The sequence below is a fragment of the Streptomyces sp. NPDC107654 genome, assembly GCF_055639035.1.
Window position 1 is genome coordinate 237768 of record NZ_JBVKBI010000007.1, and the last position, 14071, is coordinate 251838.

Below are 14071 nucleotides of genomic sequence, written 5' to 3' on the forward strand. Positions count from 1 at the left end.
ACCCGGCTCGCTCTGTGTGACCTGGCCAAGCCCGTAACCCGATACAGGACCGGTACCGCAACGTGCGGCGATGTGAAGGTGATGTGAGCGGCCTCACGCCCGGTGATCGGCTGCGGTCACTTCTTGGAGTCGATGACCGCCTCCATGACGTTCTTCGCGATCGGCGCGGCCAGGCCGCCGCCGGAGATGTCGTCGCGGTTGGCGCTCTCGTCCTCGACCACCACGGCCACGGCGACCGGCGAGCTGCCGTCGGGCAGCTTGGCGAAGGAGATGAACCAGGCGTACGGGTTCTCGCTGTTCTCGACACCGTGCTGGGCGGTACCGGTCTTGCCGCCGACCGTGACGCCGCTGATCCGCGCGTTGGTACCGGTGCCCTTCTCGACCACCGTCTTCATCATGTCCTGCAGGACCTGCGCGTTCTTCGGCGACAGCGGCCGGCTCAGCTCCTCCGGCTGGGTCGTGGCGACCGGGTCCAGGGTGGAGGACTCCAGCGAGTCGACCATGTACGGCTTCATCAGCCTGCCGTCGTTGGCGACCGCGGAGGCGACCATCGCCATCTGCAGCGGGGTGGCGGCGGTGTTGTACTGGCCGATGGAGGATAGCGCGGTCTGCGACTGGTTCATGTCGTCGGAGAACACCGAGGCGCTGGAGCGGACCGGGACGAACTGCTCGGAGTCAAAGCCGAACTTCTTCGCCTCGGCGAGCATCTTGTCGTTGCCGAGGTCGGCGCCGATCTTGCCGAAGACGGTGTTGCAGGAGTACTGGAGCGCGACCCGCATGGTCGCGTTCTCGCACGGGATGTTGCCCTCGTTCTTCAGCTGGGTCGTGGTGCCCGGCATGGTCCACGGCAGCGGTGACTGGGTCTTCTCGTCGGCCGAGGTGTACTTGCCGTTCTCCAGCGCCGCGGCGGCCGTGACCACCTTGAAGGTGGAGCCCGGCGGGTAGGTCTCGCGCAGCGCCCGGTTCAGCATCGGGTCGTTCGGGTTGTACTTCTTCTGGAGCTTCTTCCAGGCCTTGGCGTCGTCGTCGGTGTTGCCCGCGAAGGACGAGGGGTCGTACGACGGGTAGGAGGCCAGCGCCAGTATCTTGCCGGTGGAGGGCTCCAGGGCGACGACCGCGCCCTTGCCGCCCTGCTTCCTCAGCCCGTCGAAGGCGGCCTTCTGCGCGTCGGCGTTGAGCGTGGTGACGACGTTGCCGCCCTGCTGCTCCTTGCCGGTGATCATGTCCAGCGTCTTGCGGAAGAACAGCCGGTCGTCGTTGCCGGTGAGGATGCCGTCCTCGATGGACTCCAGCTGGGTGGCGCCGAAGGCCTGCGAGGCGTAGCCGGTGACCGGCGCCCACATGGGGCCGTTCTTGTAGGTGCGCTTGTACTTCAGGTCGTTCAGACCGGTCTTGGCGTTCTCGGCGGACCCGGTGATGGGGTTGCCGCCCACGATGATGTCGCCGCGCGGGGTGGAGTAGCGGGCGATGGTGACGCGGCGGTTGTTCGGGTCGTCCTTGAGGCTGTCGGCCTTCAGGTACTGGAGCCAGTTGTCCCGCAGCAGCAGGGTCAGTACGAGGAGGCCGCAGAAGATCGCGATCCGGCGCAGGGGCTTGTTCATGACGGGCGGACCACCTGGGTCATCTCGGCGTCGGGGTTGCCGGCGGGGGTGGGGGCCGGGCGGCGGGCGGTGTCGCTGATGCGGATGAGGATGCCGATCAGGGCCCAGTTGGCCAGCACGGAGGAACCGCCGTACGCCATGAACGGCATGGTCATACCCGTCAGCGGGATGAGACCCATGACACCGCCGGCGACCACGAAGACCTGGAGGGCGAAGGCGCCGGAGAGGCCGACGGCGAGGAGCTTGCCGAAGGGGTCGCGGGCGGCGAGGGCGGTGCGCACGCCGCGCTCCACGATCAGACCGTAGATCAGCAGGATCGCCATGATGCCGGCCAGGCCCAGCTCCTCGCCGAAGGTGGCGAGGATGAAGTCGGAGTTGGCGGCGAACCGGATCAGGTCCGAGTGGCCCTGGCCCCAGCCGCTGCCGAGGGTGCCGCCGGAGCCGAAGGCCCACAGGGCCTGCTGGAGCTGCTCGGAGTGCCCGGCCTGGCCCTGGCGGCTGAGGGTGTACTCGCGCATCGGGTCGAGCCAGGACTGGACACGGCTCTTCACGTGGGGCTCGATGCTGGCCACGCCGACCGCGCCCGCCGCGGACATCAGCAGACCGAAGACGATCCAGCTGGTCCGCTCGGTGGCGACGTACAGCATGATCACGAACATGCCGAAGAACAGCAGCGAGGTGCCGAGGTCGGTCTCGAAGACGAGGATGAGGATCGAGATCGCCCAGACGACCAGGATCGGGCCGAGGTCACGGCCGCGCGGCAGGTAGAGGCCCATGAAGCGGCGGCTGGCGAGGGCCAGGGCGTCACGCTTCACCATCAGGTAGCCGGCGAAGAAGATCGCGAGGACGATCTTGGCGAACTCGCCGGGCTGGAGGGAGCCGAGGCCGGGGATGTTGATCCAGATCTTGGCGCCGTAGATGTTGGCGCCGAGGCCCGGCACCAGCGGCAGGATGAGCAGCACCAGCGCGCTGAACATCGAGATGTAGGTGTAGCGCTGGAGGACGCGGTGGTCCTTCAGGAAGATCAGGACCACGACGAACAGGGCGATGCCCAGGGCTGTGTACAGCAGCTGGCGGGGCGCGGCCGTGACGAAGTGCGGCAGCGACCGCAGCAGCTTGGACTGGTCAAGCCGCCAGATGCACACCAGGCCCAGCCCGTTGAGCAGGGTGGCCAGCGGCAGCAGCAGCGGGTCCGCGTACGGCGCGAACTTGCGTACGGCGAGGTGGGCGACGCCGGCCAGCAGGCCGAGACCGAGGCCGTAACTCAGCAGGCCGGCGGGGACCTGGTCGTCGATGGCCAGGCCCACGTTGGCATAGGCGAACACCGGGATGACCACGGCGAAGACCAGCAGGGCCAGTTCGGTGTTGCGGCGGCTCGGCGCGCCGATGGCGCCGATCGTGGACGTGTGATGCGTCGGCGAGTTCGTAGTACTGCTCATCGTGTGACAGGGCCTCTCACGGCTTGCCTACTGCTTACCGCACAGCGAGACGACCTTCTGCTCGTCCTCCGAGAGAGTGGGGCCGGGGCTGGGGGTCGCGGACGGGGTCGTGGACGGAGACTTCGAAGGGGACGTCGGCGACGTCTTCGAGGCCGACGGGTTCGGGGTCGGGGAGGCCTTGACGAAGGCGGTCTGGGTGGTGGTGCCGGACGTGCTGTTCGCACCGGTGGTGCCGGTCGTACCCGTGGTACCGGCGGTGCCGCCGGTCTTGTCCTGGCCGGTCTTGCCGGGCTTGTCCTGGTTCTTCCGGGCGTTGTTCAGCGCGTCCTCGGCGGCCTTGCGCTCGGCCTGCTTGCGGCAGGCGGAGGCCTGCACGGCCAGTTCGTCGACCTTGGTCCGGGCCGCCTCGAGGCCGCCCTCCGGGATCGTGGCCTTCACCTGCTTCTGCTGGTACGGCGGCAGGTACTTGAGTTCGATCTCGGGGTGGTCCGTCTCCACCTTCGACAGCGACACCCAGGCCAGGTCCTGGCTGATCCCGCGGTACAGCGCGATGTGCTCGTCGTTGGCGCCGACGTAGTACTGCGTCTGTGTCCAGCGGTAGCCGCCGTAGAGGCCGCCGCCGACGACGGCGAGCGCGAGGGCGCCGTAGAGCGAGGTCTTCAGCCATCTGCGCCGCTTGCGCGGCTTGGTGAGGTCGTCGTCGGCGTAGTCGTCGAAGCCGCCGGCCGGGGCGTACCCGGCGGTGTCGCCGGAGCCGGGCGGGCCGAACTCGCCGCCGCCGTGTCCCTGGCCCTGGCGGCCCAGGTGGGAGGCGCGGCCGGCCGGGGTCTGCATGATCCCGTTGTCGTGCAGGTGGTGCTGGTTCTCGGCGACGGCGCCGACCACCACCGGCTGGTCGGAGAGCTGCCCGGCGAGGGTGTCCCCGGTGTCCAGGTCGAGCACGTCGGCGACGATGACCGTGATGTTGTCGGGGCCGCCGCCGCGCAGGGCGAGCTGGATCAGCTCCTGCACGGTCTCCTGCGGGCCCTGGTAGCTGGCGAGCGTCTCCTCCATCGTCTGGTGGGAGACCACGCCGGACAGGCCGTCGGAGCAGATCAGGTAGCGGTCGCCGGCCCGGACCTCGCGGATCGACAGGTCGGGCTCGACGTGGTCGCCGCTGCCCAGGGCGCGCATCAGCAGGGAGCGCTGCGGGTGGGTGGTGGCTTCCTCTTCGGTGATCCGGCCCTCGTCCACGAGCCGCTGCACCCAGGTGTGGTCCTGGGTGATCTGCGTGAGCACACCGTCACGGAGCAGGTACGCGCGCGAGTCGCCGACGTGGACGAGACCGAGCCGCTGGCCGGTCCACAGCAGGGCGGTGAGGGTCGTGCCCATGCCCTCCAGCTGCGGGTCCTCGTCGACCATGGAGCGCAGCTGGTCGTTGGCGCGCTGCACGGCGGTGCCGAGCGAGGTGAGGATGTCGGAGCCGGGCACGTCGTCGTCGAGCGTGACCAGGGTGGAGATGACCTCGGAGGAGGCGACCTCGCCCGCGGCCTGGCCGCCCATGCCGTCGGCGATGGCGAGCAGGCGCGGACCGGCGTAACCGGAGTCCTCGTTGCCCTCCCGGATCATGCCCTTGTGCGATCCGGCGGCGAAGCGCAGTGACAGACTCATGCGCACCTCGCCCGTCGGCTCCGGGTACAGCCGGTCGTGTCGAGCCACACTGCCCACCCTCCGGTCGGGAGCGCGCCGGAGACCGGGTGGCGGCCTGCCGCTGCGTGCTCGCTCCGCTCGCGCTTATCCATGACGTAGCACTACTTCCGCAGCTCGATTGCGGTCTTGCCGATGCGGATCGGCGCGCCCAGCGGGATCGGTGTGGGGGTCGTCAGCCGGGACCGGTCCAGGTAGGTGCCGTTGGTGGAGCCGAGGTCCTCGACGATCCACTGGCCGCCCTGGTCGGGGTAGATCCTGGCATGGCGGCTGGAGGCGTAGTCGTCGTCCAGCACGATCGTGGAGTCGTGTGCCCGGCCCAGGGTGATGGTCTGTCCCTGGAGCGCGACGGTGGTGCCGGTCAGCGTGCCCTCGGTCACGACCAGCTTGGTGGGGGCGTTGCGGCCGCGCCGGCCGCCCCCGCCCTGCTGGCCGCGCTGCTGCGGCGGCGCGGCCTGCTGCCGGGCCTGCTGCCGGCCGCCCGCCTGCTGCTGCGGCCGGGCCGCCTCCCTACGCGATCCGCGCTGGGTGACGCGCGTACCGAACAGGTCGCTCCGGATGACCTGCACGGCCACGATCACGAACAGCCACAGTACGGCCAGGAAACCCAGCCGCATGACCGTGAGGGTCAGCTCTGACATTGCCCCCGCTTCACCCTTCGGCTTGCCTATAGATAACGGTGGTGCTGCCCACGACGATCCGCGAGCCGTCGCGGAGCGTAGCGCGGGTGGTGTGCTGCCCGTCCACCACGATGCCGTTGGTGGAGCCGAGATCCTGGATCGTCGAGGGCGTTCCGGTCCGGATCTCGCAGTGCCGGCGGGAGACGCCGGGGTCGTCGATCCGCACGTCGGCGTCGGTGCTGCGGCCCAGCACGAGCGTCGGGCGGGAGATCTGGTGGCGGGTGCCGTTGATCTCGATCCAGTAGCGGGTGCGCGCGCCGCTCATCGGGGCCGCGGCGGGCCGCTGGGTGGCGGGCTGCGGGTAGCCGTAGCCGCCGGGGCGGGAGCCGGGCGGCGGCGCCGAGGGCATCGGGGGCGCGCCCGCGGGGGCGGCCGGCGGGTAGCCGTAGCCGCCCGGGGCGGCCTGTCCGGGGCGTCCGGCCGGTGCGCCGGGAGCCTGCGGTGCCGCCTGCTGGCTGCTGGAGGAGGCGAGGGTGCGCGAGCGCACCCGGTACAGGCCGGTGTCCAGGTCGTCGGCCTTCTCCAGGTTGACCTTGATCGGGCCCATGAAGGTGTAGCGCTGCTGCTTGGCGTAGTCGCGCACCATGCCGGCCAGCTCGTCGCCGAGCTGTCCGGAGTAGGGGCTGAGGCGCTCGTAGTCCGGCGTGCTCAGCTCCACGATGAAGTCGTTGGGCACGACGGTGCGGTCGCGGTTCCAGATGGTGGCGTTGTTGTCGCACTCCCGCTGGAGCGCTCCGGCGATCTCCACGGGCTGGACCTCGGACTTGAAGACCTTGGCGAAGGTGCCGTTCACCAGACCTTCGAGACGCTGCTCGAACTTCTTCAGGACTCCCATGGGGCACCTCCTCCGTCCCTGCCGTCGTCTTGCCTGCTCTGTGCCGCTGCCTCGGCCGCCCTGTGGGCGGCCGTCCTGCCGGGTACTGCCGGGTACTGCTCACTGATCGTATCTACGCGCCCGCCAATCAGCCGGTTCCCCCAGCGGCTCCCCTTCGAACTCCCGGGTGCGTGTCCTGCTGCATGGATCGTAGAGGGGGGCGAAGACCAGTGTCCCGCACCCGGCTGCGGACCCGGCCCGCCTCCCGGTGAGATGTCCTGGACCGGTACGAGGTTGATACGAGACGCGCGCCTCCTTGATACGCGCGCCGCCCCCTGCCCACCCGCGCGCCACCCCGGCCCGGTCCGCACGCCATCGTCAGTCGGTACGCGCCCACTCCGGTCCGGCATGTGCGCGCCCCCGGGCCGGTGCGCGCGCCGGGCGGGCCGGTACGACGGTGGCCTGGAGGTTGGTGGGGCGGGCGCCCGGAGGCCGGTGGGGCGGGCGCGCCCAGGGGGCCGGTGCGGGCGTCGACCGGGGCCGGTACGAGGGCCGACGCATGCCGGTGCGCGGGACGACGGGGCCGGTGGGGGCCGGTGCGGGCCGGTGAACCGGCGCGGGCGGGGCGGTGGGGGCCGGGCGGGAAGGGATGTGAATCCACCCCGTACGACGTGCTAATGTTCTGGGTGTCGGAAGGGGCCAGCCCGAAAGGGCCGGAAACGGAAGACACACCCAATGCGCGGGTGGCGGAATAGGCAGACGCGCTGGATTCAGGTTCCAGTGCCCGCAAGGGCGTGGGGGTTCAACTCCCCCCTCGCGCACAGAAGGCCAAGGGCCCATCGTGAAAACGATGGGCCCTTCGTCGTATGTGGTGGCGTGCGTCCGCTGGGGCCGCCGGGCCTTGTGTGAGGAAGCTCTCAGGTCGCCAACGGCCGTACCCGGCGAGGACGGTCGGCGCGTCGGTCCCCGCTTCCGGGCCGGGGGCGGCGGAGTTGTCCACAGGGTCTGACGCGTTTCGGCCACCGGTTGTACGGTCTCCGCGAGTTGATGTTCGTACCGGCGCCTGTCCGACGGCGTGCGGGCAGTTCGGGGGAGGCGGTCGTGATGACCGGAACCGGTGTGGGGGCCACGGACGGAAGGGCCGGAGTGGACGGGACGGACGGGACGAACGGGGCGGGCGGGGGTGCGCGCCGGCTGCCGCGGGTGCGCGGGTTCGCCGACTGGCCGCCGCAGGGCTCGCCGAAGGAGGAGGGCAAGGCGCTGCGCACGAGCGTGCCGCGCTCCGCCCACCGCACGTTCGACCTGGACGCCGCCCGCCCCGACGCGGTGAGCGCGGTGGCCGGGTCCAACGCCGGCCGCATCCCCGAACTGACCCCGCTCCGCGTGGGCCGGATGGCGGCCACCCCCTTCGCCTTCCTGCGCGGTTCGGCCGGTCTCATGGCGTACGACCTCGCCCGCACCCCCGCCACCGGGATCGGCACCCAGATATGCGGTGACGCGCACGCCGCCAACTTCGGTCTGTACGGCGACGCCCGCGGCGGCCTCGTCATCGACCTCAACGACTTCGACGAGACCGTCCACGGCCCCTGGGAATGGGACCTCAAGCGGCTCGCCGCCTCGCTGGTCCTCGCCGGCCGCGAGGCAGGCGCCGACGAGGACACCTGCCGGACCGCGGCACGGGACGCGGTCGGCGCCTACCGCCGCACCATGCGGCTGCTCGCCAAGCTCCCCGCACTCGACGCCTGGAACGCCATCGCGGACGAGGAACTCGTCTCCCACACCGACGCCCACGACCTGCTCGGCACGCTCCAGCGGGTCTCGGAGAAGGCCCGGGCCAACACCAGCGGCCGGTTCGCCGCCAAGTCGACCGAGGCGGCGCCGGACGGCGGACGCCGGTTCGTGCCCGCCCCGCCGGTGCTGCGCCGCATACCCGACGCCGAGGCCGCGGAGGTCGTCCGGTCCCTGGAGTCCTACGTCGACACCCTCGGCGCGGACCGCCACCCCCTGCTCGCCCGGCACGCCGTGCACGACGTCGCCTTCCGCGTGGTCGGCACCGGCAGCGTCGGCACCCGGTCCTACGTCGTACTGCTCCTCGACCACCGCGGCGAGCCCCTGATCCTCCAGGTGAAGGAGGCCCGCCCCTCCGCGCTCCTCCCGCACCTGGCCACGGCCGGATTCCCGGCCCCGCCGGCGGAGCACGAGGGACGCCGGGTGGTGCTCGGGCAGAAGCGGATGCAGGTCGTCAGCGACACCCTGCTCGGCTGGACCACCGTCGACGGGCGCCCCTACCAGGTGCGCCAGTTCCGCAACCGCAAGGGCAGCGTCGACCCGGCCGCCCTCGCCGCCGACCAGGTCGACGACTACGCCCGCATGACCGGCGCCCTGCTGGCCCGCGCCCACTCCCACAGCGCCGACCCCCGCCTGATCGCCGGCTACTGCGGCAAGAACGAGGAACTGGACGAGGCCGTCGCCGCCTTCGCCGTCGCCTACGCCGACCGCACGGAGGCGGACCACGCGGACCTGCTCGCGGGCATCCGGGCGGGCCGGATCGAGGCGGAGCTGGGGGCGTGAGGGGTGTGAGGGGTGCCACGGGGTGTCGTGCGGAGCGCCACCGGGCGTCGTGAGGGGTGCCACCGGGCGTCGTGGGGTCACCGGGCGTCTTGAGGGGTGCCACAGGGTGTCGTGAGGGACGTCACGAGTGCCGTTAGGCGACCCTGGGAGTGTGGTGAGGGGTTTCCCGGCTGTCGTGAGGGGTTTCCCGGGGCGGGGAGCCGTATCCCGGTCCGCGCCGGGGGCAGCGGCTACGCTGGGCGGGTGACGACCCCGGAAGCCGATCAGTCCCAGGCCCCCCGCCCCGAGGAACGGCTGGAACAGGCCGTGCGGGCCGCCGAGCAGGCGTTGATCGAGTACGAGATCGCCGTGGAGACCTTCCGCGTCGAGGTGGAGAACTTCTCCCGCCTCCACGAGCAGCGGCTCGGCCCGCTCTACCTCCGCATCGAGGAGCTGGACGCCGAGATCGCCGAGGCGAAGGCCGCCCGCAGCGGCGATCCCGAAGACATCCGCCGTGCCGCGGAGGCCCGCGCCCGCGTGCTGCCGATGCCCGGCGTGGAGGAACTGCTGCACGGCTGGATGGACGGCGACGGCCTGTTCCCGGAGGCCGTCGCCATGCTCACCGACCAGCCGGTACGGCCCCCGCAGCGCGTACGGCCCAGCGAGCAGGCCCGCAAGCTCTACCGCGAACTGGCCCGCAAGGCCCACCCGGACCTCGCCCAGGAGGAGGACGAGCGCAAGCGGCGCGAGGAGTTCCTCAGCCGGGTCAACGCCGCCTACGCCCGCGGCGACGAGACCCTGCTCACAGAGCTGGCCGCGGAGTGGGCCGCCGGTCCGGTACCGCCCGAGCGGCGGCCGAGCCCCGCCGAGGAGCTGTACGCCCGCCTCGAATGGCTCGCCCAGCGCAAGGAGCTGCTCACCCTCGTCGCCCGCGAACTGGAGGACGGCGCGATCGCCGGCATGCTCCGCCTCGCCCCGGACGACCCCGACGGGCTGCTCGACGAGATCGCCGAACGGCTGCGCACCGACATCTCCCAGCGGGAGACGGAGCTGGCCGGCCTGCTGGGGCAGAACTGAACCGGCGGGGCGTCGGGTAGCGTCGGAGCCATGAATTTTGGAGCTGGTGTGCCCACGGTCCAGGTCACGGACCTCAAGGACGGTGACTTCCTGCTGGACGTCCGCGAGGACGACGAGTGGCAGGCGGGCCACGCCGAGGGGGCCCTGCACATTCCCATCAGCGAGTTCGTCGCCCGTTACGGTGAGCTGACCGAGGCCGCCCCGCAGGACGGCCGCGTCCACGTCATCTGCCGCTCGGGCGGCCGCTCCGCCCAGGTCACCATGTACCTGGTCCAGCAGGGCGTCGACGCGGTCAACGTCGACGGCGGCATGCAGCACTGGCAGACCGCCGGCCGCCCGGTTGTCACCGACGCGGGCCAGCCGGGCTTCGTCCTCTGACCCGGGCCTCCACGCCCGGTCAGCCGAGGGGGTGGGCGGCCAGCAGGTCGCCCAGCCGCTCCTCGAACGCCGCCGCCGGGCCGAGTGCCAGCTCCAGGTGCTTGGCCCAGGCGTGATAGCGGTGCAGCGGGTAGTCGGTGTCCGCGCCGAACCCGCCGTGCAGATGCTGCGCCGTCTGCACCACCCGCCGGACCCCTTCCGCCGCCCAGATCTTCGCCACGGCGATGTCCCCGGCGAGCGGCAGTGCCCCCGGGGCCCCGGAGGCGATCCGCCACGCGGCCTGCCACAGGGTGGCCTCCATGGCGCGCAGGTCGATGAACCGGTCCGCGGCCTGCACAGCCACCGCCTGGAACGTCGCGATGGGATGGCCGAACTGCTCCCGCTTGCCGGTGTACTCCCCGGTCATGCGCAGCACCCGCTCACCCAGCCCGAGCGCCAGCGCACAGGTGCCCGTCACCAGCAGCCCGTGCAGCCACTCCCAGGCTCCGTCGGCCTCGATCATCTCGTCCGGCCCGAGCCGCACGGACCGCAGTCGCAGCTCGGCCAGCCGCTCACCGCTGGTGGAGACCTGCTCGGCGAGCACCAGCCCCTCGGCCTCCCGCGGCACCAGCGCCAGCACGGTCCGCTCGGCCCCCGGGCCCTCGACGTGCGCCGGTACGACGACCAGGTCCGCGTCGTAGGCCCACGGCACCGCCGTCTGCACCCCGTCCAGCAGCCACACCGGCCCCGCACGGCGCGCGGTGACGGCCAGCGGGGCCGGGTCGTGGCCGGTACGCCCCTCGGCCGCGACGGTCAGCACCAGCTCGCCCCGGCCGGCCCGGGCCAGCAGCCGGTCCGCCTGCTCCGGGCCGCCGTAGGCCTGCACGGCCGCGGCGGCGGCGCTGTGCTCCAGAATCGGCACCCGGGCGAGCACCCGGCCGGCCTCGCGCAGCACCAGGCACAGCGCGATCACGTCCAGACCGGCTCCGCCGTGCGCCTCGGACAGCAGCAGGCTCAGCAGGTCCGCGTCGGCCAGCCGGGACCACAGCGCCCGGTCGAAGCCCTCGGCCACGGCGCCGGGGGTGAGCGCCGGGCTGGGCACCGCGTCCGGCGCGACCCCGGCGAACACCCCCCGCGCCGCCTCGGCCGCCGCCCGCTGCTCCTCGGTGAAGGTGAAGTCCACGGCCTGTCCTCCTGGCGGGTCCGGTCCTCCGGCAGCGCACCGAGACGCGGCTGCCGGTGTCTGACGGGCCGTCAAGATAGGACAGGTTCTAGAAGAAGGGAACGGTCGAGGACGGACGGTTGAGGACGGACGGTTGAGGGGGAGACGGTCGGGAAGGGCCGGTCGAGGGGGAGACGGTCGGGAAGGGCCGGTCGAGGGCGGGCCGGTCGAGGGTGGAGGGTTGAGAAGGGGCCAGTCGAGGACGGGGCGGTCGAGACGTGAACCGTCGAGGCGGGTGCGCCCGGGTGGTGTCAGCGGTCGAGGCGGGCGCGCTCGGGGGGTCTCAGCGGTCGAAGTCCAGCTCCACCCTCTCCGTCAGCGGATGCGACTGGCAGGCCAGCACATACCCGGCCTCCGTCTCCTCCGTCTCCAGCGCGAAGTTGCGGTCCATGCGCACCTCGCCCGCGACCAGGAAGGCCCGGCAGGTGCCGCACACCCCGCCCTTGCAGGCGTAGGGCGCGTCGGACCGGTTGCGCAGCACCGTCTCCAGCAGCGATTCCCCCTCCCGCACCGGCCAGGTGCCGCCGCGGCCGTCGAGTCGTGCGGTGACGGTGCTGTGCGCCGGTGCCGAAGCGGTGGCCGCCGGGGCGGAGCCCGCGTCCACGTGGAAGATCTCCTGGTGGATCCGCGCCCGGTCCACGCCCAGGTCGCGCAGCGCCCGCTCCGCGCCCTGCACCAGCCCGTAGGGCCCGCACAGGAACCAGCCCGCCACCCGGTCCACCGGCAGCAGCGCGGGCAGCAGCCCCGTGAGCCGGTCCCGGTCGAGCCGGCCCGACGGCAGTCCCGCCTGCTGCTCCTCCCGGGAGAGCACGGTCACCAGCTGGAGCCGCTCCGGATAGCGGTCCTTCAGGTCGGCGACCTCCTCCAGGAACATCGTGGAGGCGGCCGTGCGGTCGCTGCGTATCAGACAGAACCGGGCCGACGGCTCACGCGCCAGCAGCGTGGCCACGATCGACAGCACCGGGGTGATGCCGCTGCCGCCGACGACGGCCGCGTACAGGCCCGGGGCCGGCTCCAGCGTGAAGCGGCCCGCCGGGGTCATCACGTCCAGCTCGTCCCCGACGTTGATCTCCTTCAGCGCGTACGCCGAGAAGGCACCGCCCTCGACCAGCCGCACCCCCACGCGCAGACTCTCCGGGCCCTCGCCGACTGGGTCGGGGGCGGGGGAGCAGATCGAGTAGGTGCGCCGGACCTCCGTGCCGTCGATCCGGCGGCGCAGCGCGAGGTGCTGGCCGGGTGCGTGCCGGTACTCCTCGCGCAGCTCCGGCGGGACGGTGAGGGTGAGGGCGACGGAGTCGTCGGTGAGCCGGTCGACCGCGGCCACCGGGAGCGGGTGGAAGCGGGCCATCACAACTCCTTGAAGTGGTCGAACGGTTCACGGCAGGCCAGGCAGCGGCGCAGCGCCTTGCACGCGGTGGAGGAGAACCGGCTCAGCAGCTCGGTCTCGGCCGAGCCGCAGTGCGGGCACCGGACCGGTTCGGCCGGGGGCCGCGGTTCCCGGGTGCGGGTCGGGCCCAGGCTCAGCGGCACCGGACCGCTGTCGTGGCCCACGCGCGGCGGGGCGATGCCGAACTCCTGGAGTTTCTCCCGGCCTTCGGGGGTGATGTCGTCGGTCGACCAGGCGGGTGTGAGCACCGTGCGGACGGTGACCTCGCGCATGCCGTGGGCGCGCAGCACCCGCTCGATGTCCAGGCTCATCGCCTCGATGGCCGGGCAGCCGGTGTAGGTGGGAGTCAGGTCGACCTCCACCGCGTCGCCGCCGTGGACGTGCACCGCGCGCAGCACGCCCAGCTCGCGCAGGGTGAGCACCGGCAGCTCGGGGTCGGGCACGGAGCCGGCCAGCTCCAGCAGTTCCGCCTCCAGGGCGGTGGCGGTCACCATGTCGCCCCCGGGTGGCTGCGGTGCAGGTGCTGCATCTCGGCGAGCATCCGTCCGAACGGCTCGGTGTGCAGGCCCTGTCGTCCGGCGCCCGCCGACCAGGCGCCGGTGCGCGGGCCCTCCGGGACGGTCAGGGAGGCCCGGCCGAGCACGTCGGTGACGGACTCCAGCCAACGGTCCTCCAGCGCACGCCAGTCGGCCTCCAGGCCCTCCACCGGCTGGAACATCTCCCCGGTGAACCGCCACAGCGCGTCGCAGGCCCGCCGCATCCGCTCGTGGCTGTTCTCCGTGCCGTCACCGAGCCGCAGCGTCCACTGCTCGGCGTGGTCGCGGTGGTAGGCGACCTCCTTGACCGCCTTCGCGGCGAGCGGCGCGAACGGGCCGTCCGTCCCGGCGAGTTCGGTGTAGAGGAGCTGCTGGTAGGTGGAGAAGTACAGCTGGCGGGCGATGGTGTGGGCGAAGTCGCCGTTCGGCTGCTCGACCAGCTGGAGGTTCCTGAAGGCGCGTTCCTCGCGCAGGAAGGCCAGCTCGTCCTCGTCGCCGGCCAGGGACAGCAGCACCCGGGCCTGGCCGAGCAGGTCCAGGGCGATGTTGGCGAGGGCGACCTCCTCCTCCAGGACGGGGGCGTGCCCGGCCCACTCCCCCAGGCGGTGGGAGAGCACCAGGGCGTCGTCGCCGAGGGCGAGCGCGGCGGTCACCGGGACGGTGCCGAGGTGGGCGGCGCCGGAGGCGGGGTGGGGCGTGGTGCTGGCCGTGGGGCCGGTGGC

The 14071-nt window shown here is 72.3% G+C and carries 12 protein-coding genes and 1 tRNA gene; 4 read left to right on the forward strand and 9 right to left on the reverse strand.

What is annotated here, in order from left to right; translation table 11 throughout:
• Positions 1-116 precede the first annotated feature (116 nt).
• The 5 genes from ACZ7N4_RS15580 to ACZ7N4_RS15600 all read right to left on the reverse strand — a co-directional run bounded on the left by ACZ7N4_RS15580 (position 117) and on the right by ACZ7N4_RS15600 (position 6241).
• Positions 117-1601: a peptidoglycan D,D-transpeptidase FtsI family protein gene (locus ACZ7N4_RS15580; protein ID WP_471358470.1), complete on the reverse strand. Its 1485-nt coding sequence runs from the start codon at positions 1599-1601 to the stop codon at positions 117-119.
• Entirely contained in the window at positions 1598-3040 is a 1443-nt protein-coding gene (locus tag ACZ7N4_RS15585; protein WP_471358472.1) for an FtsW/RodA/SpoVE family cell cycle protein, read from the reverse strand. Before ACZ7N4_RS15585 ends, ACZ7N4_RS15580 begins: the two co-directional genes overlap by 4 nt.
• 27 nt (positions 3041-3067) lie before the next feature.
• Positions 3068-4690 carry a Stp1/IreP family PP2C-type Ser/Thr phosphatase gene (locus ACZ7N4_RS15590; RefSeq protein ID WP_471358806.1) on the reverse strand — a complete coding sequence of 541 codons (1623 nt, stop codon included), beginning with the start codon at positions 4688-4690 and terminating at the stop codon, positions 3068-3070.
• A 140-nt stretch (positions 4691-4830) separates the two neighbouring features.
• Positions 4831-5367, reverse strand: a complete 537-nt coding sequence (locus ACZ7N4_RS15595) for an FHA domain-containing protein FhaB/FipA (RefSeq protein WP_471358474.1) — start codon at positions 5365-5367, stop codon at positions 4831-4833.
• Positions 5368-5377: 10 nt separating this feature from the next.
• A complete protein-coding gene (locus ACZ7N4_RS15600) occupies positions 5378-6241 on the reverse strand; it encodes an FhaA domain-containing protein (RefSeq protein WP_471358477.1) in 864 nt (287 codons plus the stop codon).
• A 716-nt stretch (positions 6242-6957) separates the two neighbouring features.
• Between ACZ7N4_RS15600 and ACZ7N4_RS15605 the strand changes: the two genes are divergently transcribed.
• The 4 genes from ACZ7N4_RS15605 to ACZ7N4_RS15620 all read left to right on the forward strand — a co-directional run bounded on the left by ACZ7N4_RS15605 (position 6958) and on the right by ACZ7N4_RS15620 (position 10225).
• A tRNA-Leu gene (locus ACZ7N4_RS15605) sits at positions 6958-7041 on the forward strand.
• 283 nt (positions 7042-7324) lie between these two features.
• Positions 7325-8791 (forward strand): DUF2252 domain-containing protein, encoded by a 1467-nt coding sequence (locus ACZ7N4_RS15610; RefSeq protein WP_471358479.1) that lies wholly within the window; start codon positions 7325-7327, stop codon positions 8789-8791.
• Positions 8792-9034: 243 nt separating this feature from the next.
• Complete coding sequence (locus tag ACZ7N4_RS15615; protein WP_471358482.1) at positions 9035-9847, forward strand: hypothetical protein; 813 nt, start codon at positions 9035-9037, stop codon at positions 9845-9847.
• A 48-nt stretch (positions 9848-9895) separates the two neighbouring features.
• Entirely contained in the window at positions 9896-10225 is a 330-nt protein-coding gene (locus ACZ7N4_RS15620) for a rhodanese-like domain-containing protein (protein WP_471358807.1), read from the forward strand.
• A 19-nt stretch (positions 10226-10244) separates the two neighbouring features.
• Here ACZ7N4_RS15620 and ACZ7N4_RS15625 read toward each other — a convergent pair whose 3' ends face one another.
• The 4 genes from ACZ7N4_RS15625 to paaC form a co-directional block, all read right to left on the reverse strand.
• Positions 10245-11387 carry an acyl-CoA dehydrogenase family protein gene (locus tag ACZ7N4_RS15625; RefSeq protein WP_471358485.1) on the reverse strand — a complete coding sequence of 381 codons (1143 nt, stop codon included), beginning with the start codon at positions 11385-11387 and terminating at the stop codon, positions 10245-10247.
• Between the two features lie 322 nt (positions 11388-11709).
• The gene (locus tag ACZ7N4_RS15630) at positions 11710-12774 is read right to left on the reverse strand and encodes a 2Fe-2S iron-sulfur cluster-binding protein (protein WP_471358487.1); all 1065 of its coding nucleotides are present in this window, start codon (positions 12772-12774) and stop codon (positions 11710-11712) included.
• A complete protein-coding gene (paaD, locus tag ACZ7N4_RS15635) occupies positions 12774-13307 on the reverse strand; it encodes a 1,2-phenylacetyl-CoA epoxidase subunit PaaD (RefSeq protein WP_471358490.1) in 534 nt (177 codons plus the stop codon). Before paaD ends, ACZ7N4_RS15630 begins: the two co-directional genes overlap by 1 nt.
• Positions 13301-14002: a 1,2-phenylacetyl-CoA epoxidase subunit PaaC gene (gene paaC / locus ACZ7N4_RS15640; RefSeq protein WP_471358810.1), complete on the reverse strand. Its 702-nt coding sequence runs from the start codon at positions 14000-14002 to the stop codon at positions 13301-13303. The genes paaD and paaC overlap by 7 nt, the downstream gene beginning before the upstream one ends.
• Positions 14003-14071 lie beyond the last annotated feature (69 nt).